This is a genomic window from Caulobacter sp. LjRoot300 (assembly GCF_964253875.1).
In the GTDB taxonomy this organism is placed as follows: Bacteria; Pseudomonadota; Alphaproteobacteria; order Caulobacterales; family Caulobacteraceae; genus Caulobacter.
In genome coordinates this window covers 25,879-46,274 of sequence record NZ_CAXUSA020000012.1, presented here as the reverse complement: position 1 = coordinate 46,274, position 20,396 = coordinate 25,879, and the positions used below count along the sequence as shown (strand labels likewise).

At 68.8% G+C, this 20,396-nt stretch carries 17 protein-coding genes; 12 read left to right on the top strand and 5 right to left on the bottom strand.

What is annotated here, in order from left to right:
• Window positions 1–138: 138 nt before the first annotated feature.
• On the bottom strand, window positions 139–1,380 hold the full coding sequence (locus ACSQ2G_RS23345; protein WP_436034756.1) for a TetR/AcrR family transcriptional regulator: 1,242 nt from the start codon (window positions 1,378–1,380) through the stop codon (window positions 139–141).
• 363 nt (window positions 1,381–1,743) lie between these two features.
• Here ACSQ2G_RS23345 and ACSQ2G_RS23340 point away from each other — a divergent pair, with 363 nt between their 5' ends.
• The 5 genes from ACSQ2G_RS23340 to ACSQ2G_RS23320 all read left to right on the top strand — a co-directional run bounded on the left by ACSQ2G_RS23340 (window position 1,744) and on the right by ACSQ2G_RS23320 (window position 9,308).
• Window positions 1,744–2,970 carry a serine hydrolase domain-containing protein gene (locus ACSQ2G_RS23340; protein WP_436034755.1) on the top strand — a complete coding sequence of 409 codons (1,227 nt, stop codon included), beginning with the start codon at window positions 1,744–1,746 and terminating at the stop codon, window positions 2,968–2,970.
• Window positions 2,971–3,038: 68 nt separating this feature from the next.
• Window positions 3,039–4,067 carry an alpha/beta hydrolase gene (locus ACSQ2G_RS23335; protein ID WP_436034754.1) on the top strand — a complete coding sequence of 343 codons (1,029 nt, stop codon included), beginning with the start codon at window positions 3,039–3,041 and terminating at the stop codon, window positions 4,065–4,067.
• A gap of 404 nt (window positions 4,068–4,471) precedes the next feature.
• Window positions 4,472–6,562, top strand: a complete 2,091-nt coding sequence (locus ACSQ2G_RS23330; RefSeq protein WP_436034753.1) for a 3-hydroxyacyl-CoA dehydrogenase NAD-binding domain-containing protein — start codon at window positions 4,472–4,474, stop codon at window positions 6,560–6,562.
• Window positions 6,563–6,633: 71 nt separating this feature from the next.
• On the top strand, window positions 6,634–8,196 hold the full coding sequence (locus ACSQ2G_RS23325; protein ID WP_436034752.1) for a class I adenylate-forming enzyme family protein: 1,563 nt from the start codon (window positions 6,634–6,636) through the stop codon (window positions 8,194–8,196).
• A gap of 131 nt (window positions 8,197–8,327) precedes the next feature.
• Complete coding sequence (locus tag ACSQ2G_RS23320) at window positions 8,328–9,308, top strand: DegT/DnrJ/EryC1/StrS family aminotransferase (RefSeq protein ID WP_436034751.1); 981 nt, start codon at window positions 8,328–8,330, stop codon at window positions 9,306–9,308.
• Between the two features lie 188 nt (window positions 9,309–9,496).
• Here ACSQ2G_RS23320 and ACSQ2G_RS23315 read toward each other — a convergent pair whose 3' ends face one another.
• Window positions 9,497–10,516 carry an adenosine deaminase gene (locus ACSQ2G_RS23315; RefSeq protein WP_436034750.1) on the bottom strand — a complete coding sequence of 340 codons (1,020 nt, stop codon included), beginning with the start codon at window positions 10,514–10,516 and terminating at the stop codon, window positions 9,497–9,499.
• Between the two features lie 189 nt (window positions 10,517–10,705).
• On the opposite strand from ACSQ2G_RS23315, the gene ACSQ2G_RS23310 reads away from it, so the two are divergent.
• Window positions 10,706–11,092, top strand: coding sequence for a hypothetical protein (locus ACSQ2G_RS23310; RefSeq protein ID WP_436034749.1), 387 nt, complete (start codon window positions 10,706–10,708; stop codon window positions 11,090–11,092).
• Window positions 11,093–11,194: 102 nt separating this feature from the next.
• Here the strand turns inward: ACSQ2G_RS23310 and ACSQ2G_RS23305 are convergent, their stop codons facing one another.
• Together ACSQ2G_RS23305 and ACSQ2G_RS23300 are read right to left on the bottom strand one after the other, a co-directional pair.
• The gene (locus tag ACSQ2G_RS23305; RefSeq protein WP_436034748.1) at window positions 11,195–12,085 is read right to left on the bottom strand and encodes a pirin family protein; all 891 of its coding nucleotides are present in this window, start codon (window positions 12,083–12,085) and stop codon (window positions 11,195–11,197) included.
• Window positions 12,086–12,202: 117 nt separating this feature from the next.
• Window positions 12,203–12,700 carry an Lrp/AsnC family transcriptional regulator gene (locus tag ACSQ2G_RS23300; protein WP_029589380.1) on the bottom strand — a complete coding sequence of 166 codons (498 nt, stop codon included), beginning with the start codon at window positions 12,698–12,700 and terminating at the stop codon, window positions 12,203–12,205.
• Between the two features lie 142 nt (window positions 12,701–12,842).
• On the opposite strand from ACSQ2G_RS23300, the gene ACSQ2G_RS23295 reads away from it, so the two are divergent.
• The 6 genes from ACSQ2G_RS23295 to ACSQ2G_RS23270 all read left to right on the top strand — a co-directional run bounded on the left by ACSQ2G_RS23295 (window position 12,843) and on the right by ACSQ2G_RS23270 (window position 18,988).
• Entirely contained in the window at window positions 12,843–16,271 is a 3,429-nt protein-coding gene (locus ACSQ2G_RS23295; RefSeq protein WP_436034747.1) for an indolepyruvate ferredoxin oxidoreductase family protein, read from the top strand.
• A 38-nt stretch (window positions 16,272–16,309) separates the two neighbouring features.
• On the top strand, window positions 16,310–16,609 hold the full coding sequence (locus tag ACSQ2G_RS23290) for a hypothetical protein (protein WP_436034746.1): 300 nt from the start codon (window positions 16,310–16,312) through the stop codon (window positions 16,607–16,609).
• 233 nt (window positions 16,610–16,842) lie between these two features.
• Window positions 16,843–17,151, top strand: a complete 309-nt coding sequence (locus ACSQ2G_RS23285) for a hypothetical protein (RefSeq protein WP_436034745.1) — start codon at window positions 16,843–16,845, stop codon at window positions 17,149–17,151.
• Entirely contained in the window at window positions 17,148–17,435 is a 288-nt protein-coding gene (locus ACSQ2G_RS23280) for a type II toxin-antitoxin system RelE/ParE family toxin (RefSeq protein ID WP_436034744.1), read from the top strand. The genes ACSQ2G_RS23285 and ACSQ2G_RS23280 overlap by 4 nt, the downstream gene beginning before the upstream one ends.
• The gene (locus ACSQ2G_RS23275) at window positions 17,432–18,547 is read left to right on the top strand and encodes an NAD(P)/FAD-dependent oxidoreductase (protein ID WP_436034743.1); all 1,116 of its coding nucleotides are present in this window, start codon (window positions 17,432–17,434) and stop codon (window positions 18,545–18,547) included. The genes ACSQ2G_RS23280 and ACSQ2G_RS23275 overlap by 4 nt, the downstream gene beginning before the upstream one ends.
• Before the next feature lie 69 nt (window positions 18,548–18,616).
• Complete coding sequence (locus ACSQ2G_RS23270; RefSeq protein ID WP_436034742.1) at window positions 18,617–18,988, top strand: hypothetical protein; 372 nt, start codon at window positions 18,617–18,619, stop codon at window positions 18,986–18,988.
• Window positions 18,989–19,131: 143 nt separating this feature from the next.
• Here the strand turns inward: ACSQ2G_RS23270 and ACSQ2G_RS23265 are convergent, their stop codons facing one another.
• Window positions 19,132–20,349, bottom strand: coding sequence for a PQQ-dependent sugar dehydrogenase (locus ACSQ2G_RS23265; protein ID WP_436034741.1), 1,218 nt, complete (start codon window positions 20,347–20,349; stop codon window positions 19,132–19,134).
• Between the last annotated feature and the right edge of the window lie 47 nt (window positions 20,350–20,396).

The following is a 20,396-nucleotide window of genomic DNA, read 5'->3' as shown; positions in this document are numbered from 1 at the left end:
AAGAAGGATGAGCCGGCGAGCACTTGCCCCCTACGGACCGCTTCGCGGTCGTCTTCCCCCATAGGGGGAAGAGCGCTCCGCCCCCTATGGGGGCGGACAGACCGCGCAGCGGTCAGGTGGGGGCAAGTGTTAGCCGCCCTAGCTCGAAAACAGCCTCATCAGCAGCGGCCGGGCGAACAGCCTGGCGGCGTCCTCGCGTTCCAGGCCGGGAACCCAGACGCCCAGCGAGGCGGCGGCGTTGAGCATCGAATTGATCATGTGGGCCGCGATCATCGGGTCCACCGCCCGGACCGAGCCCTCGGCCACGCCGTCGGAGATGATCGCCGCGAAGCGCTCGGAGCCGCGGTTGTAGCCCTGGGCCATCTCGTGGCGGATCTCGATCGGCAGCGCCCCCATCGACGAGGCGCGCAGCAATGGGCCGTGGTCCGACAGCTGGTAGGCGACCAGAGCCGCCGTCGCCGCCGACAGCTGCTCCCAGCTGTTCCCGGCCAGGGCGCGGGCGTCGGCCTGGGCCTTGCGGGTGACGGCGAAGGTGCGCTCGAAGCACTCGACCACCAGGGCGTCCTTGTCCTCGTGGTGGTGGTAGAACGAGCCCTTGGTGACGTTCAGCTGGGCCGAGATGTCCTCGACCGAGGCCCCGCGATAGCCGCGCTGGTTGATCAGTCGGGTGGCGGCGACCAGGAAGGTCTCGCGCCATTCCTGGCCGTCGGGCGACCGCGGCGTCGGGTCGGGCAGGGCCAGCGGCGCCCAGGGCGCGCGGTCGCCGGCGCCCTTGGGGGCCAGGCCGTTGACCAGGATGTCGTACATCTTGTCGCGCACCCGGCCGTAGTCGTCGACGTCGTAGCGGCGCAACCACGAGCCCGACCAGAACACCTGCTCCAGCAGCAGGTGGGTGCGGGCGTTGCGGTCGCGCTTGTCCAGGTGGTCGAACTCGGGGCCCTCGAAGAATCCCCGTACGCGGCGGAACAAGTCGTTGAACGCCCCCTGCACCGAACCGCGCAGCGGCTCCTTCAGGGCCCGCATTTCGGTGAAGCTGGTCAGGGGCGCGGCCTCGCCCAGGCGCACCCGGCGGTTCAAGTCCAGGTGGAGGTCGAGGAAGGCCAGCAGCCGGCTGGATGCGTCCGGCGCCTTGGCCGCCTCGCCGACCAGGGCGTCGAAGCGCTCCAGGCCGCGCATGAAGCAGGCGGCCGCCAGGTCGTCCTTCTTGCGGTAATAGTAGGTGACGCTGGTGGTGATCAGCCCCACCTTGGCGGCGACGTCGGCCAGGGTCATGCCCTTGACGCCCTGGCGGTTCAGGATGGCCGTGGCCGCGGCGAGGATCGCCTCCTTCTTCCTGGCGTACCGCTCGGTGGCGGGGCTCGCGATCCGGCCGTCGTCCATGTGTCGCCCCCTTGTTCGCGGCCGCGCACGGCTCTCTTGGACCCGTGGGTCCAGATTTAGGAAGCCCGGCCTTGACCACAAGGCGCGCGACCCGCTTCGGCGCCGCTTTGGTGAACCTGGAATCTTGCAGTCGTGTTGCGGGATTGAGGCGACGAGGTGGTTCGAAGGCCCGGGACGCCCGGGCGGCGGCGTCGTCCCCGACGTCGCGCGTCCCCGCCGGCTCGCCGCGCAAGGGCTTGCCCATCCCTGTTCCCTAGTTTTCAATCGATATGCGCTGATCGGCCGAGGGATGCGTCGCGTCCCATCGGCCAGCGCCAAGAACAGCGCGCCGGCCCGCGGAGAGGCCGCAGGAGGGATACCGTCTTGAGCACGCCTGAAGCCGTGGGTCTGTCGTCCGAGCGACTGAAGCGCATCGACGCCTTCATCCAGGACCGCTACGTCGCGCCCGGAAGGCTGCCTTGCGCCCTGGTGCAGGTGTGGCGTCGCGGCCAGTTGGCCCACACGACGGTCCTGGGCGCGGCGGACAAGGAACGCGGGCTGCCGCTGCAGGCCGACAGCCTGTTTCGCATCTATTCGATGACCAAGCCGATCACCTCGATCGCCTTCATGATGCTGGTCGAGGAGGGCAAGGTCGCGCTGGACGATCCGGTGCATCGGTTCATCCCGTCGTGGAAAAAGCTGGGCGTGTTCCAGGCCGGCGTGGCGGGCGCCTTCCTAACCCAGCCGGTCGACCAGCCGATGCGGGTCATCGACCTGCTGCGCCATACCGCCGGCCTGACCTACGGCTTCCAGCAGCGCACCAATGTCGACGCCGCCTATCGCAAGCTGAAGCTGGACGGGGTCGACAGCGAGGGCGGGCTGGAAGGCTTCGTTGAGACCCTGGGAACCGTGCCGCTGGAGTTCTCGCCGGGCGAGGCCTGGAACTATTCGGTGGCCACCGACGTGCTGGGCTATCTGGTGCAGGTGATCTCGGGCCAGCCGTTCGACGCGTTCCTGAAGGCGCGGATCTTCGACCCGCTGAAGATGGTCGACACCGGCTTCTTCGTGCCCGAGGGCCAGCGCCATCGCTTCACGGCCTGCTACACCCTGAACCCCAAGGGCGAGGTGGTGCTGCAGGACGATCCGACCGCCAGCCGCTATCTGTCCGACCCGTCGGTGAAGTCCGGCGGCGGCGGCCTGGTCTCGACCGCCGACGACTACATGCGGTTTTGCCGCATGCTGCTGAACGGCGGCGAGCTGGACGGGGCGCGGATCGTCAGCCCCAAGACCCTGAAGCTGATGACCCTGAACCACCTGCCGGGCGGGCGGGAGCTGACGGAGATGTCCCGGTCGCTGTTCAGCGAGACGGTGTTCGAGGGCCTAGGCTTTGGCCTGGGCTTCGCCATGACCGTGGACCAGGCGCGAACCCGGAACCTGGGGTCGCTGGGCGAATACTTCTGGGGCGGCATGGCCTCGACCGCCTTCTGGGTCGATCCGGTCGAGGACTTGGCGGTGGTGTTCATGACCCAGCTGATCCCGTCCTCGACCTATCCGATCCGGCGCGAGCTGCGGACCCTGGTCTATGCGGCGCTGACGGAGAGCAACGCCTAGGGGGACGCTTCATCCTTTGGTGAAACAGTCGGCCGCGATGAGTGGGCATGCAGGGGCCGGAGGTTCCCATGCTCAAGATCATCGCGGCCGTTCTCGTCCTGCTGGGCGTCATCTCGGCGACCCCATCCCAGGCTCAAGCGCGGAGGCAATCGCGCGAGCATCGTCTCGCCGCCGGACCCGGCCCGGACTGGTCGCCAAGCCTGCTGGTGCGCGAACAGCTTCCGGCGAGCGGCGATCGGTCCCGCCCGGTGCTCTATGTGCACGGCTCCAGCTTTCCTTCGGCGCTGTCGGTCATGTTCCCCATGGGCGGCGAGTCGTGGGCCGACGCGCTCAACGCCGACGGCCACGATGTGTTCGGCCTCGACTTCGCGGGATATGGCGGCTCCGATCGCTATCCGGAGATGGCGGCCGCCGACCCGGCCGGCCCGCCTCTGGGCCGCGCGAACATCGCCGCCGATCAGATCGCGCGAGCGGTCACCTTCATCCTGAAGGAGACGGGCGCCAAGCGCGTATCGATCGTCGCCCACTCCTGGGGCACGATGCCGGCGATGGTCTTCGTCGAGCGGAGTCCCGAGCAGGTGGACCGATTGGTGCTGTTCGGTCCGGTGCTGCGGCGGGACGGGCCGCGAGGCGAGGAGCCCACCGCCTGGGGCTTGGTGACCAACGCCGAGCAACACGCGCGCTTCGTCAAGGACGTGCCGAAGGACCATCCGCCGGTGTTGGAGGAGGCGGATTTTCCGGCCTGGGCCACGGCCTATCTGGCCTCGGACCCGACGAGTCCGGCGCGCACGCCGCCTTCCGTGAAGATACCTTCAGGACCTTCGGCCGACGTCCTCGACGCCTGGTCGGGCCATCCGCCCTACGTCCCCGCCCATCTCGCCAGGCCCGTGATGGTGGTGCGCGGCACGTGGGACAGCGTCTCGACCGGGGAAGACGCGGTCCGTTTCCTCGCCGAGCTGCCCGCTGACCTGGAGAGGCGTTTCGTCGAGATTCCGGAAGCCACGCATCTGATGCATCTGGAGACCGGCCGGCATGACCTCTACGCCGAGGTCAACGCCTTCCTGGCCGGGCGTCCGCCTGTCGCGGCCAAGCACTGACGAGAAAGCGGCGCGGGAGGGGGCTGCCGCGCCGAGTGCGCTTCACCTAAGTCGACACGCCGAAACGGCGCGCCGCGTGCGGGCAGGATGGTCGGCTTCGAAGTTAGGGGACGGGTGCAAGTCACGCCCCGAAGCCGGCCCTCTTACGCGTACGCCCTCGACGTTCGGAGCACACATCGGCGTATCCGCGAGGCTCGCGGGTGCTTCGTTCGGCGGCTTCCCCCCGCCCGCACGGATTGGTTCCGGCTGAAACCTATATTTTCGAATTTCAAGTATGAATTCGGCGACGTCGTTGGCCGGCGCCTAAATTCCCGGCGCCCCTACGGGCCTCTGGACTTCGGCGACAGGTCGTGCAGGGTTTGCTTCAAACAACCGTTCAAAAGAACGCAACCACAGACTTGAGGGTGGAAAACGCCATGGCCGCGATCAACAACGTCACGGATCTGACCGTCGAAGGCGACGTCGGGGTCATCACGCTCAACTCGCCGCCGGTCAACGCCTTGTCGGCGGCGGTGCGCGAGGGGCTGAAGGGGGCCTTCGAGCAGGCGATCGCCGATCCGGCGGTCAAGGCCATCGTGCTGATCTGCGAGGGCAAGACCTTCATCGCCGGCGCCGACATCACCGAGTTCGGCAAGGCGATGACCGGGCCGTCGCTGCAGGACGTGCAGAACACCATCGAGAACGCGCCCAAGCCGGTGGTCGCCGCGATCCACGGCACGGTGCTGGGCGGCGGGCTGGAGGTGGCGCTGGTGGCGCACTATCGCGTCGCCGTGCCCTCGGCCAAGGCGGGCCTGCCGGAAGTGAACATCGGCCTGTTGCCCGGGGCCGGCGGCACCCAGCGCCTGCCGCGCGTCGTCGGCGTCGAGAAGGCGCTGGAAATGGTCACCACCGGCCAGCACGTGCCGGCCAAGGCCGCCCTGGCCATGGGCCTGTTCGACAGCCTGGTCGAGGAGGGCGCCCTGCGCGACGGAGCCATCGCCTTCGCCCGCGTGGTGCTGGCCGACGACAAGCCGCTGACCCGCATCCGCGACCAGAACGCCAAGGTCGAGGCCGCGCGCGGCAAGCCCGAGATCTTCGCCGAATTCCGCAAGGCCAACGCCCGCAAGTTCCGCGGCTTCCTGGCTCCTGAGAACAACATCAAGTGCATCGAGGCGGCGGTGAACCTGCCGTTCGACGAGGGGCTGAAGGAAGAGCGGCGGCTGTTCATGGAGCTGATGACCGGCAGCCAGTCGGCCGCCCAGCGCCACGTGTTCTTCGCCGAGCGCCAGGCCGCCAAGATCCCCGACGTGCCCGACGACACCCCGATCCTGCCGGTCAGGAAGGTGGGCGTCATCGGGGCCGGCACCATGGGCGGCGGCATCTCGATGAACTTCCTCAACGCCGGCGTGCCGGTGACGATCATCGAGGCCAAGGCCGAGAACCTGGAGCGCGGCGTCGGCGTCATCCGCAAGAACTACGAGAACACCGCCAGGAAGGGCCGGCTGACCCAGGACGACGTCGAAAAGCGCATGGCGCTGCTGACGCCGTCGATGAACCTGGAGGACCTGGCCGACTGCGACCTGATCATCGAGGCGGTGTTCGAGCTGATGGAGATCAAGCAGGAGGTGTTCGGCAAGCTGGACAAGATCGCCAAGCCCGGCGCGATCCTGGCCTCCAACACCTCGTACCTCGACATCGACGTGATCGCGGCCAGCACCAGCCGGCCCGAGAGCGTGATCGGCCTGCACTTCTTCTCGCCGGCCAATGTGATGAAGCTGCTGGAGATCGTGCGCGGCGAAAAGACCGACAAGTCGGTGATCGCCACGTCGATGCAGGTCGGCAAGAAGATCGGCAAGGTCGCGGTGCTGGTCGGCAATTGCCACGGCTTCGTCGGCAACCGGATGCTGGCCCAGCGCCAGCGCGAGGCCACGAGCCTGATCCTGGAAGGCGCCATGCCCTGGGACGTCGACCGGGTGCTCTACGACTTCGGCCTGCCGATGGGGCCGTTCGCGATGAGCGACCTGGCGGGCCTCGACATCGGCTGGGATCCGGCCAAGACCGCATCGTCCACCATCCGCGAAGTGCTGTGCGAGATGGATCGTCGCGGCCAGAAGAACGGCAAGGGCTTCTACGACTACGACGAGAACCGCGTCGCCAGGCCCTCGGCCGAGGTGGAGAAGGTCATCCTCGGCTTCGCCGAGAAGCGCCAGATCCAGCGGCGCCAGATCAGCGACCAGGAGATCCTGGAGCGTTGCCTGTACCCGATGGTCAACGAGGGGGCCAAGATCCTGGAGGAGGGCAAGGCCATCCGGGCGTCGGATATCGATACGGTGTGGATCAACGGCTACGGCTGGCCGGTCTATACCGGCGGGCCGATGTTCTGGGGCGAACTGGTGGGGCTGGACAAGATCCTGGCCCGGATGAAGGCGTTCCAGGCCGACCTCGGCGACGACTTCAAACCCTCGGCCCTGCTGGAACGGCTGGTGGCCGAGGGCAAGGGGTTCAAGGAGGCTTGAGGATCGCGGGCGACCGCTGGGGACAGGCACATGTGCCTGTCCCCGTCCCGCGCACCGAGTAGGAAATTCTGATGACCACCATCGCTTCGATGATGACCGCCGACTACGGCGTGATGGGCGACATCCTGCGGCTGCGGGCGGCGGAATCGCCCGACCAACCCGCCGTCATCATGGAGACCGGCGAGGCAGTGACCTACGCCCAGTTCGACGCCCTGGCCGACCGGGTCGCCGCCGCCCTGCAGCGCGACGGGATCGAGCCGGGCGAGGCCGTCGCCGTCTGCGCCTTGTCGTCGATCCCCTATGCGGCGCTGTTCCTGGGCGCCCTGCGGGCCGGCGTCGCGGTCGCGCCCCTGGCCCCGTCCTCCACGCCCGAAGCCATCGCCGGCATGGTCGCTGACTGCGAGGCGCGGCTGGTCTTCATGGACGCCGGCGTGGCCGAGGCGCAGAAGGGCGCGCCGATCGCCGTGCGTGGCATCGCCCTGGACGGGTCCGGCTTCGCCGAGGCCTTCGACGCCTGGCTGGCCCCGGTCGGCGCGATCCCTACCGCCGTGGCGATCGCCCCCGACGACCCGTTCAACATCATCTATTCCAGCGGCACGACCGGCGCGCCCAAGGGCATCGTCCAGTCGCACGGCATGCGCTGGAAGCACGTGTTCCGCGGCGACGCGGTCGGCTACGGCCCCGAGGCCGTCACCTTGCTGTCGACCCCGCTCTATTCCAACACCACCCTGGTCTGCTTCTTTCCCACCCTGGCCGGCGGCGGGACCGTGGTGCTGATGAAGAAGTTCGACGCCGGCAAGTATCTTGAGCTGGCTCAGAAGCACCGCATGACCCACACCATGCTGGTGCCGGTGCAGTACCGCCGGCTGATGGACCGGCCCGACTTCGGCGACTTCGACCTGTCGTCGACCCAGCTGAAGTTCTGCACCAGCGCCCCGTTCTCGGCTGAGCTGAAGGCCCAGGTCCTGGCGCGCTGGCCCGGCGGGCTGGTCGAGTATTTCGGCATGACCGAGGGCGGCGGGACCTGCATCCTGATGGCCCACGAGCATCCCGACAAGCTGCACACGGTGGGCCGCCCCGCGCCCGGCCACGACATCCGGCTGATCGACGAGGACGGCGGGGAGGTGGGGCCAGGCGTGGTCGGCGAGATCGTCGGCCGCTCGGCGGGCATGATGAACGGCTATCACGGCCAGCCGGGGAAGACCGCCGAAGCCACCTGGATCTCGCCCGAGGGCCTGGACTTCATTCGCACCGGCGACGTCGGCCGGTTCGACGAGGACGGCTTTCTCACGCTGATGGACCGCAAGAAGGACATGATCATCAGCGGCGGCTTCAACATCTATCCCAGCGACATCGAGGCCCAGATCGTTCAGCACCCCGACGTGGTCGAGGCGGCGGTGGTCGGCGTGCCGTCCGACGCCTGGGGCGAATCGCCGGTGGCCTTCGTGGCGGTGAAGCCCGCAAGCGCCCGAGACGGGCGAATTGACGCGGACGAGTTGAGGATGTGGGTCAATGCTCGTCTCGGTAAGACCCAGCGGCTGGTCGACCTGAAACTGGTGGAATCCCTGCCCCGCAGCCATATTGGCAAGGTCCTGAAGCGTGAGCTGCGCGACGGTTGGACGGCTTCTGCCTAGGTCGAAGATTCCGGCCACATTTTTGCCGCGACGGCGCGCCGCATCCAGGGCCCCCGAGTCACTCGATACGTTTGCTTAACCATAAAGGCGCCGTTGCGTGACGGGGCCGGATTGTTCGGAAGCGACGTCTGATGCAAGCCCTCCCCAAAGTGTCGCCGGAAGTCCGCAAGCAGGCCACGGTCAAGGCGGCCCTGGCCGCGGCCGGCGTCCCCCTGGACTTCGCCGCCGTGGAGAAGGTGCTGCGACAGGGCCTGGCCTCGGGCCTGGACGCCCGGCTGGCCGACCGCTTCGACCGCCCCACCGCCGTCCGCGCCGTCGCCACCCGCGTCGCCGCCCTGACCGCCGCCCTGCTCGCCTCCGGTGTCCGCCGCGGCGGGGTCTGCATCGTCCCGGCCCTGGCCTCGGCCGCCACCCTGGAAGCCATCGCCGCCGCCGGCCTGCGGCCCTGGCTGGTCGACGTGGATCCCTGTAGCTGGATGTTCGACCCGGCCCACCTGCGCGAGCGGCTCGGCGAGGCTCCGCCGCCGATCGAGGCCATCGTCCCCACCTGCGCCTTCGGCCGCGCCCCGGACATGACCGCCTGGGCCGCCTTCCAGCGCGAGACCGGCCTGCCGATCGTGGTCGACGCCACCGACGGCTTCGACGTGATCATGGAAGCCCCGGTCCCGGTGATCGTCGGCCTGCCCAGCGGGCGCGGGGTGTTCGTCGCCAGCCAGGACGCCGACTTCATCGCCAGGCTTGAGGCGCCGGCCTTCGTCGGCGACGCCGGGCTCGAGGGCTGGTCGGGCCAGCGCCTGCGCCTGGCCACCGCCGCCCAGCGCCTGCGCATGCTGCTGCTGGGCGCCCGGATCGGCTTCCAGCCGGGCTGGGGGATGAGCTGGGTGTCCGACGCCTGGGTCGTCAGCCTGCCGCAAGGATCCGCCCCGCTGGTCGCCGCCCGGCTGGCCGAGATGGGCTACGCCACCAACCCGGTCGGTCCGGGAATCGTCATCCGCGACCAGACCCCCGTCGCCGATCGCCTGGCCCAGTCCGTGCTGAGCCTGCCGTTCCACGCCGACCTGGGCATCGCCGAGCTCGATGAATTGGCGGAAGCGGTCAGGAAGGCGCTCTGACTCACCTTCTCCCATAGGGAGAAGGAGGGGCCCGTCGCGAAGCGGTGGGACGATGAGCAAGGGGTTACGCCCTATCCGATTTCACCCCAGCGCCCTGCCTGCGCGCCGTCCGACGTCCAAGCCCCTCACCCTCCCATCGCGATGCGATGGGCCCCTCCCTCTCCCTCTGGGAGAGGGTTCAAGGATGGTCAGTGCGTCGCCACATAGGCGTCGATCGCCGCCACCCGCCGGGCCTTCTCCGCCTCGTCCAGGAACGACCCGGTGAAGCTGTTCCTGGCCAGCGTCACCAGTTCGTCGCGGGTCAAACCAACCGCCTCCGCCGTCTGGACATAGTTCTCCAGCAGGTAGCCGCCGAAATAGGCCGGGTCGTCGGAATTGACCGTGGCCTTCAGGCCCAGCTTCAGCATGCGCTTCAGCGGATGGTCCTTCAGGTCGGACACGCCGCACAGCTTCAGGTTCGACAGCGGGCAGACGGTCAGGGTCGTGCCGTCCTGCACCAGGCGGGCGGTCAGGCAGTCGTCCTCCAGGGCCCGGTTGCCGTGGTCGATGCGGTCGACGGCCAGGATGTCGACCGCCTCCCAGACATAGGCCGGCGGGCCTTCCTCGCCCGCGTGGGCCACGATCTTCAGGCCCAGGTCGCGCGCGGCCTGCATCACCCGGGCGAACTTGGCGGGCGGGTGGCCGACCTCCGAGGAGTCCAGGCCCACCCCGGCGATCCGGTCGAGGTAGGGCTTGGCCTGCTCCAGGGTGGCGAAGGCCGAGGCCTCGTCCAGGTGGCGCAGGAAGCAGAGGATCAGCTTGGAGGTGACGCCCAGGGTGGCTTGCGCCTCTTCCATGCCCGCCGTCAGCCCGTCGATCACCGTGCCGAACGCCACGCCGCGGTCGGTGTGGGTCTGGGGGTCGAAGAAGATCTCGGCATGGGTCCCGCCGTCGGCCGCCAGGCGGCGGAAATAGGCCAGGGCCAGGTCCTTGAAGTCGGCCGCGGTCAGCAGCACGCCCGCGCCCTGGTAATAGATGTCCAGGAAGTCCTGCAGGTTGGAAAAGGCGTAGGCGGCGCGGATCTCGTCGACCGTCTTGAACGGCAGGGTCACGCCGTTGCGCGCGGCCAGTTCGAACATCAGCTCGGGCTCGAGGCTGCCCTCGATGTGCATGTGCAGCTCGGCCTTGGGCAGGCCGCGGACGAAGGTTTCGAGAGCGGTGTCGGTCATGGGCGAATTATGGGCGTTGGGGGCAGGGGTGTTCAACCGGGATCGTGACGACGCGGGTCGGGGACGTGCACTTGTGCGTGTCCCCAAATCCCGCACTGCGTCTGCTGGGGACACGCACAAGTGCATGTCCCCGTCGGTATGCGCAGCCCGGAGTGCCCATTCCTTGATCGATGCTCTAAGAATCGCCTGGTGACCGACGACCTTTTTCCTGCCCTGCCCATCGAAGACCTCGGCCCCGACATCGGCTTCGCCGAGGCCCAGGCCGCCGCCCTGTACGGCCGCGACTACCGCAAGGCGCTGGCCAGCGACGACGGCTTCCAGCGGCTGGACGCGGTGGAGCGGCTGGCCGCCGCCCGCGCGGCGCTGTCGGTCCAGGAGGTCGCGGTGATGGACATGGCCGCCGGCCGGGGCCACGCCCTGGCCGAGATCGTCCGGCTGACGGGTCGCGAGACGGCCTTCGTCGAGGCCCTGGTCCTGGAGGCCTGCGCCAAGCTGGCGGCGCACTACGAGGCCGCGGGCGAGGCCGACGACGAGGTCGGGCCGGGGCCGCTTCGGCTGCCGGGGCCGTTTCTGTAGGCGCCAGCGCGAGAGGCGGGGACACACACTCACTCCCCTCGCTTTACCAGTACGGTTGAAGCCATGGGGTGAGTGTGTGTCCCCATCGTTACCCCGGACCGCTCACGACATCGGCGGCGGCGGGGGAGGCGGCTCGGGCAGGGGGGTGAATTCCTGGTCGTCCAGGTCGGGCAGTTTCATGCGCTGGGCCCGCCAGTCGGCCTTGGCCTGCTCGATGCGCTCCTTGGACGAATGGACGAAGTTCCACTCGATGAAGCGCGGCCCGACCGGCTCGCCGCCCAGCAGCATGACGGTCGAGGGCTCCAGCGCCTCGAAGGTGATGGTCTCGCCCGGCTTGAACACCGCCATCTGGCCGGCGTGCAGCACCTGTCCGGCGGCCACGACCTTGCCGACCGCCACATAGGCGGCGCGCTCGGGATATTCGTCCGGCAGGCCGGCCTTGGCCCCCGCCGCCATCTCCCAGTGCACGTAGAACAGCGGCGAGAACACCGGCACCTTGGCCGAGGCGCCGAACGCCTTGCCCGCCACCAGGGCGGCCTTCAACCCCCCGTCCTCATAGACCGGCATCTCGTCGCGCGGATGGTGCGAGAAGCTGGGGGCGATCTCCTCCTGGCCGTCGGGCAGGGCCACCCAGGCCTGGATGCCGTGCATGGCGCCCCCGTGCTCGCGCAGGTGCTCGAAGCGCTCGGAGTGGGTGATGCCGCTGCCGGCGGTCATCCAGTTGACCTCGCCGGGCCGGATCTCGACCTGCGAGCCGACGCTGTCGCGGTGGGTGATCTCGCCCTCGAACAGGTAGGTCAGGGTCGACAGGCCGATATGCGGGTGCGGGCGCACGTCGACCGTGCGCGGGAAGCCGGGCTCGAACGCGACGGGGCCCATGTGGTCGAAGAAGGTGAAGGGTCCCACCATCCGCCGGCTGTGGAACGGTAGCACGCGGCCCACCTCGAAACCGCCGAGATCCTTGCGGCGCTGGTCGATGACGAGGTCGATCATGGGGAGGGCTCCGGAGCGGTGGAGCCGGCATTGTGGCGGGACGCGGGCGCCGATTCTAGAAGGAAACGACGGTGCGCGAGACGGGGACAGGCGCCTGCGCCTGTCCCCAGCCGTGATCTAGCCCAGCGGGCTCACATAAGGGCTGACCAGACCTAGCGGCACGGCCGTGGAGTTCTTGACGCCGCGGATGACGATCCGGCTCTCGATATTGCTGACCAGGCCCAGCGACAGCAGCTTGTCGCGTAGGAACTCATCGAAGGCGCGCATGTCGCGGGTGACGATTCGCAGCTCGTAGTCGGCCGCGCCGGTCACGGTGGCGCACTGCACGACCTCGGCCCACTTGGCGACCGCCTGCTCGAAGACCTCGAGGTTTTCCTTGGTCGGCAGCGACAGCTTGGCTGTGCAATAGACCTCGAAGCCCAGGCCCAGCTTTTCACGGTCCAGGATGGTGACGCGGCGCTGGATGACGCCCGCGTCTTCCAGCCGTTTGATCCGCCGCCAGCACGGGCTGGACGACAGGCCGACTCGCTCGGCGATCTCGGCGACGGACAGTCCGGCGTCGTGTTGGATGAGATCGAGGATCTTGGCATCCACAGCGTCGAGTTGTTCGGACAAGAATTCCTCCCCCCAGAGGGTGATTGGCGCGTTGATCGTGCGCAAAGCGGCCTTGAGTCGGGCACACCTTGGGCAAACAATTTCCCCGTTTCTATAAGATATTGCTGAGCGGGCGAGAAGACCCGGGAGGAATTTTTTTGCTATGCGGCACTCGGAAGTCACGCTCGACGACAAATATCTGCTCGAAGATGGTCGCGCGTTCATCACCGGCGTGCAGGCGCTGATCCGCGTCCTCCTCGATCGAAAGCGCCTGGACACCCGGGCCGGGCTCAATACGGCGGGCTTCCTGTCCGGCTATCGCGGCTCGCCCCTGGGGGGGCTGGACCAGCAGGCCGCGCGCCTGTCCAAGCTGCTCACCGCCCATGACGTGGTCTTCAAGGAAGGCCTGAACGAGGATCTGGCCGCCACCGCCGTCTGGGGCAGCCAGCAGGCCAACCTGTTCCCGGGCGCGACCCACGATGGCGTGTTCGGCATGTGGTACGGCAAGGCGCCGGGCGTGGATCGCACCGGCGATGTCTTCAAGCACGCCAATTTCGCGGGCAGCTTCCCGACCGGCGGCGTGCTGGCCGTGGCCGGCGACGACCACGCCTGCAAGAGCTCGACCCTGCCCTCGCAGTCGGAATTCGCCTTCCAGGACTTCGAGATGCCGGTGCTGTCGCCGGCCGACGTGCAGGAGGTGCTCGACTACGGCCTGCTGGGCATTTCCATGTCGCGGTTCTCCGGCCTGTGGATCGGCATGATCGCCCTGGCCGACACCATGGACAGCGGCGTGACCATCGACGTCTCGCTGGACCGCCACCGGCTGGTGATCCCCGACTTCCCGATGCCGCCCGGCGGGCTGGGCATCCGGCTGAAGGACCAGCCGATGGAGAAGGAGCGCCGGCTCCGTCTGCACAAGATCCCCGCCGCCCTGGCCTTCGCCCGGGCCAACGGCATCGACCGCGTGGTGCTGGGCGCCCACTCGGTGCGGGTCGGCAAGGCGCGCCTGGGCATCGTCTGCCAGGGCCAGGCCTACAAGGACGTGCTGGAAGCCTTCACCGCCATGGGCATGAGCCTTGAGGAGGCCGCCGACCTGGGCGTGTCGATCTACAAGGTCGGCATGCCCTGGCCGCTGGAGCCCCTGGGCGTCCGCGCCTTCGCCGCGGGCCTTGAGACCTTGATGGTCATCGAGCACAAGCGTGGGCTGATCGAGCCTCAGGCGCGCGCGGCGCTCTATGATCTTCCCGCCCATGCCAGGCCCCGGATCATCGGCAAGCTGGACGAGCACGGCCATCCGCTGCTGTCGGAGCTGGGCTCGCTGTCGGTGGCCGAAATCGCCCTGGCCATCTACGACCGCCTGCCGGACGGCCCGCACATGGAGCGGGCCCAGGCCTATCTGAACCGGGTCTCGGCCGCCGGCGTCGCCGCCGTCAGCCTGGCCGCCGACCAGCAGCGCAAACCGTTCTTCTGCTCGGGCTGCCCGCACAACACCTCGACCAAGCTGCCCGAGGGCAGCCGGGCCCTGGCCGGCATCGGCTGCCACTACATGGCCGGCTTCAACGACCCGATGACCGACCTGAACACCCACATGGGCGGCGAAGGCTTGACCTGGGTGGGCGCGGCGCCGTTCACCACCGAGAAGCACGTCTTCCAGAACCTGGGCGACGGCACCTACAACCACTCCGGCTCGCTGGCCATCCGGGCGGCGATCGCGGCCGGGGCCAACATCACCTACAAGCTGCTGTTCAACGATGCGGTGGCCATGACGGGGGGGCAGCGGCCGGAAAGCGGCTTCACCCCGGCCCAGATCACCCGCCAGCTGGCCGCCGAGGGCGTGGCCCGGACGGTGATCGTCGTCGATGAGCTGGAGCGCTACACGCACGTCAAGGACCTCGCCCCCGGCGTCGACGTCTTTCCGCGCTCGGACCTGATGAGCGTGCAGAAGATGCTGCGCGACACCCCCGGCACGACGGTGCTGCTCTACGACCAGACTTGCGCCAACGAGAAGCGCCGGCGCCGCAAGCGCGGGACCCTGGCCAAGGCCACCAAGCGGGTGTTCATCAACCCGCTGGTCTGCGAGGGCTGCGGCGACTGCTCGATCAAGTCCAACTGTGTGTCGGTGGAGCCGCTGAACACCGAGTTCGGCCGCAAGCGCAAGATCAACCAGTCGACCTGCAACCAGGACTACAGCTGCGTCGACGGCTTCTGCCCGTCGTTCATCACCCTGGAGGGCGCGGAGAACACCCAGGCCAAGAAGGCGCCGGCCCTGACCGCCGACTCCACGCCGCTGCCGGTGTTCGAGGACTTCCACGGCGTGCGTCGGATTATCTTCACCGGCGTCGGCGGCACCGGGGTGACCACGGTGGCCTCGATCCTGGCCATGGCCGCCCACGTCGATGGGCGGGCCGGCAGCGTGGTCGACATGACCGGCCTGGCCCAGAAGGGCGGGGCGGTGTTCAGCCACGTCAAGATCGGCGAGACCGAGGAGACCGTGGTCGGCGGCCGGGTGCCCGCCGCCAGCGCCGACGTGCTGATCGCCTGCGACATGCTGGTGGCCGCCTCGCCGGAGGGTCTGTCGCTGTACGCCAAGGACCGCACGGCCGCGTTCGGCAACAGCGACTTCGCCCCCACCGCCGACTTCGTCACCAGCCGCGACATCCGCTTCGACAGCGGGGCGATGGCCCGGCGGATCAAGGGCGCGACCAAGTCGTTCGACGCGTGCCCGGCCCAGCACCTGGCCGAGAGCCAGTTCGGCGACGCGATCTTCGCCAACATGATCATGGTCGGCTTCGCCTGGCAGCGCGGGGTGATCCCGCTGTCCAGCCGCGCGGTCTACCGGGCCATCAAGCTGAACGGCGTTGATTACGAGTCCAACCTGGCCGCCTTCGAGCTGGGCCGCCGGGTGGCGCACGACCCGGCCTCGATGGGCCCCCGTGACGCGGACGTGCCGACGCCCGAGACCATGCCGCTGGCCGACCTGATCGCCAAGCGCACCGCCGACCTCGTCGCCTACCAGAACGAGGCCTACGCTAAGCGCTACGCGGCCAGGATCGAGAAGGTCGCCCTGGCCGAGGCGGCGAACGGCGGCGGTGAGGCCCTGACCCGCGCGGCGGCGGTCAACCTCTACAAGCTGATGGCCTACAAGGACGAATACGAGGTCGCCCGGCTCTATACCGACGGACGCTTCGCCGCCGAGCTGGCCGGGACCTTCAGGGGCGGCAAGGCCAAGGTCTGGCTGGCCCCGCCGATCCTTGCTCCCAAGGACAAGGACGGCCGGCCGCGCAAGATGGCCTTCGGTGGCTGGATGCTGGACATCGCCTTCCCGCTGATGGCCAAGATGAAGGGCCTGCGCGGCGGTCCCCTGGACGTGTTCGGCCGCACCGAGGAGCGCCGCATGGAGCGCGGCCTGGTCGCCGACTACGAGATCACCCTGGACCGCCTGGCCGGCGGCCTGACGCCCGAGCGCCTGGCCCTGGCCGCGCGCATCGCGTCGATCCCGCAGGAGATCCGCGGCTACGGTCATGTCAAGGACGCCGCGGTGGTCAAGGCCAAGGCCGAAGCCGCGACCCTGTGGAGCCAGTGGGAAGGGTGAAGACTGGCGCGCCCGGGGCTTCGTGATAGGCTCCGGGCATGAACAAGCCGGTCCATCCAGCCCCGGTCGCCGTGACCCTTTCGCCTGAAGACGCCTTCGATCTGCAGGCACGGGTCGAGCGCGGCGAGTTTTCGTCGCTCGACGAGGCCGTCGCCGCTGAACTCGCCGAACTGAACTACCGGCGCGCCGCCGAGATCATGGGCGGGGGCGACAAGCTGGAAAGCCTTTTGTCGCGACTGGAGGCCGAGGACGACCCATCGACGGACGTCGATGCGGAGAGTTTCTTCGCCGAGCTTCGAGCGAGTCTCAAGCAGCGTCTGGATTCATCGCGCGGGTGAAGCGGCGACTGGCGATCACGGCGGAGGCGCAACGCGACCTGTTGTCCATCCGCGACCATATCGCCGGCGACAATCCCACAAGGGGCCTACATGATCTTCTATTCGGTCACGGATCGTCTCGTGCGTATCCGCTCCATCAAGCATTCGGCGACCCTGAAATGACCATGTCGACGCCGTCGTGGTCGGAGGGCGTGAAGGCTGGCGCACCTCGGCCATCGTGATAGGTTTGGAGCATGAACAAGCCGGTGAAAGCCTCGACCGTCACGGTCAGTTTGCCGTCGAGCAGCGTCTCGGATCTGGAGCGCCGCGTGCGTTCCGGCGAATTCAGGACGCTGGATGAGGCGGTCGCCGGCGCGTTGCTTGAGCTTGAGCACTTGAGATCGATTGAGTTGGCGGGAGGCGAGGCGGTCTTCGCCACGGTGGTCGACGAGGTCACGGCTCATCCCGACGCTCAGATCGAACACGGCGACGCCTTCGAAACGCTGAGCAAGATCCGCGAAAAATATCGCCTTCTGGCAGAGGCTCGGGAAGACGGCGCTTGAGGCCAGTACGGCTCAGCAAGCTTGCCTTTGACGAGATCGAGCGCCTGGGTCGCGAGATCGCCGCCGACAAGCCGCGCGCCGCCGAGGTCTTCATGACGGAACTCATCGCTCGTTGTCATGCGATCGCCGATGCTCCGGAGGGGTGTGACTTCAAGCCGGACTACGGCGCCGGTGTGCGGGGTGTCACGGTCAGGCCCTATCTCATCCTCTACCGCGTGCGACCGCGCGATATTCTGATCCTCAGCGTCCGTCATGGCGCGCGCAGACCGGTGACGTTCAAGTGAGCCAAGCCTTCGATTTCGACGCCGTCGTCGTCGGGGCCGGCGCCGTGGGCCTGGCCTGCGGCTACGCCCTGTCCCAGCGCGGCCTGACTGTCGCCGTGCTGGAGAGCGAGGGCCACATCGGCCAGGGCGTGTCGTCGCGCAATTCCGAGGTGATCCACGGCGGGCTCTACTATCCGACCGGCTCGCTGAAGGCGCGGTTCTGCGTCCAGGGGCGGCGGCTGCTCTACGCGTTTCTCGACAAACATCACGTCGATTACAAGAAGTGCGGCAAGCTGGTGGTGGCCACCAAGGCGGGCGAGATCGCGCAGCTGGAGGCGATCTACGACCAGGCCCTGGCCAACGAGGTCGAGGGCATGGAGCACCTGACCGGCGCCCAGGCCCGGGCGCTGGAGCCCGGCCTCAACGCCCACACCGCCCTGCTGTCGCCGGAAAGCGGCGTGTTCGCCAGCCACGACTACATGCTGGCCCTGCAGGGCGAGATCGAGGCGGCCGGCGGGGCGGTGGTGGTCGACACCCCGTTCGAGGGCGCCACGCCCCGGGCCGGCGGCGGCTTCACGGTGCGGATCGGCGGGGCCGAGCCGGCCAGCCTCTCGAGCCGGCTGCTGGTCACCGCGCCCGGCCTGTCGGCCCAGGCCGTGGCCGCGACCATCGAGGGCTTCCCCGCCGACCAGATCCCCGCGGCCCACTATGGCAAGGGCGTCTATTTCCGGCTGGCGGCCAAGGCGCCGTTCCAGCGCCTGATCTACCCGCCGCCGATCCATGGGGCCCTGGGCACCCACTATCGCAACGACCTGGGCGGCCAGGCGGTGTTCGGCCCCGACCTGGAATATGTCCCGGCCCCCGACTATTCGGTCGACCCGGCCAAGGCCGCCGCCTTCGCCGACTATATCCGCAAGTTCTGGCCGGACGTGCCGGCCGACCGGCTGGTTCCCGACTATGCCGGGATCCGCCCCAAGATCCACGGTCCCGACGAGCCCCAGCCCGACTTCCAGCTGCGCGGCGCCGACAGTCACGGCCTGGAGGGTCTGATGGCGCTGTTCGGCATCGAGAGCCCCGGCCTGACCAGCTCGCTGGCGATCGGCGAAGACGTCGCGCGGCGCCTGACCGCGTAAGGGCTTGCCACCAACTTGCCACCAACCGCCGTCTCGCGCGTTGCCGTCTTGGCTTTTCAGGAGGGCGCCATGCTGGACGACTTCATCGACAGACTCATTTCGCGATTGATGGCCGGTGCGGGCCTGATCATGGCCGCGGCGATCGCCGCCGTGGCCGGGGCGATGGCGGTGTTCGCCTTCCTGGCCCAATGGGTCGGCTCGGCCTGGGCCTACGCCATCGTCGCGGTCGTGGCCGCGGTGGTCGTGGCCGTCTGGTCCCTGCTGCAGAAGCGGCACCTGGCCCGAATCCGCCAGCCGCCGCTGGACAAGCGCGTCCTGGCCCTGATGCAGGAGCATCCCACCGCCTCGTTCATGGCCGGCATGGCCGCCGCCACCCTGCTGAAGGGCAAGCCCTCGCTGGCGGCGAGCCTGTGGGAGGCGCGGAAGGGCAAGCCGAAATAGCAGCTCCTCCCCCTGTGGGGGAGGCGGCCGAAGGCCGGTGGGGGGAGTTTCAGGGTCGAGGATCCGAGACCCGGCCATCGGCCGATCACTCCCCCCACCGTCGGCTTCGCCGACACCTCCCCCACAGGGGGAGGATCTGGGTCTCAAGTCTTCGGGGTCAGCTTCAGCACCCGCCCGTCATCCTCGTCGGTCACCAGGTACAGCGCCCCGTCGGGGCCGACCTTCACGTCGCGGATGCGGAAGCCCAGCTCCGACAGCAGGCGCTCCTCGCCGACCACCTGGTGGTCCTTGACGGTCAGCCGCACCAGGTAGCCCTTGAGGCCGCCGACGAACAGGCTGCCCTTCCAGGCCGGGAACAGGCCGCCGTCATAGAAGGCCAGGCCCGAGGGGGCGATCACCGGGTCCCAGTAGTAGATCGGCTGCTCCAGGCCCTGGCGCTGGGTGATCCCCTCGCCGATCGGCTTGCCCGAATATTCCTCGCCATAGGTGATGATCGGCCAGCCGTAGTCCTTGCCGGCCTTGGGGGTGTTGATCTCGTCGCCGCCCTTGGCGCCGTGTTCGACGGTCCACAGCTCGCCGGTCCAGGGATTGATCGTCGCGCCCTGGACGTTGCGGTGGCCCTTGGACCAGATCTCCGGCTTGGCCTGCGGATTGCCGACATAGGGGTTGTCGGCCGGGATCGAGCCGTCGGGCCGGATGCGAATGACCTTGCCCAGGGCCGCGTCCAGGTTCTGGGCCTGCATCCGGCCGGGAAGGATCGAGCGCTCGCCCGTGGTGACGAACAGCGCCCCGTCGCGCGCGAAGGCCAGGCGGCCGCCGAAGTGCAGGGGCGAATCCATCGTCGGCATCTGCCGCCAGATCACCTGGACGTTCTCCAGCCGGGGCGCCGCGCCCAGCACCAGCTTGCCGCGCGCCGCGGTGGTGCCGTTGCCGCCCTCGCGCGGCTCGGCATAGGTCCAGTAGACCAGGCCGTTCTTGGCGTAGTCGGGGTCCAGCGCCACGTCCAGCAGGCCGCCCTGGCCCTCGGCGAACACCGGCGGCAGGCCGGCGACGGCGGGCGACAGCTTGCCGTCGGCTCCCAGGATCCGCAGGCGTCCGGCCCGCTCGGTGACCAGCTTGGCGCCGCCCGGCAGGAAGGCCAGGCTCCAGGGGTGGTCCAGGCCCGTGGCCAGGGTCTCGACCTGGTAGGCCACGCCCAGCTTCTCCTCCGGAGCCCGGGTCTGCTGCGGGAAGGCCGGCTTCTGGTCGGGGGCGTTGGGCGGGCCGGTCTCGACCGGCGGGTTGGGCAGGGCCTGCACGGTGTTGGCGGGGCCGCACGCCGACAGGACCAGCGCGGCGAGGGCGAGAGGACGAAGACGCATGGGGGACTGTCCGATTGGGGGAGGGGGACTGGCGTCGAGGTTGTCAT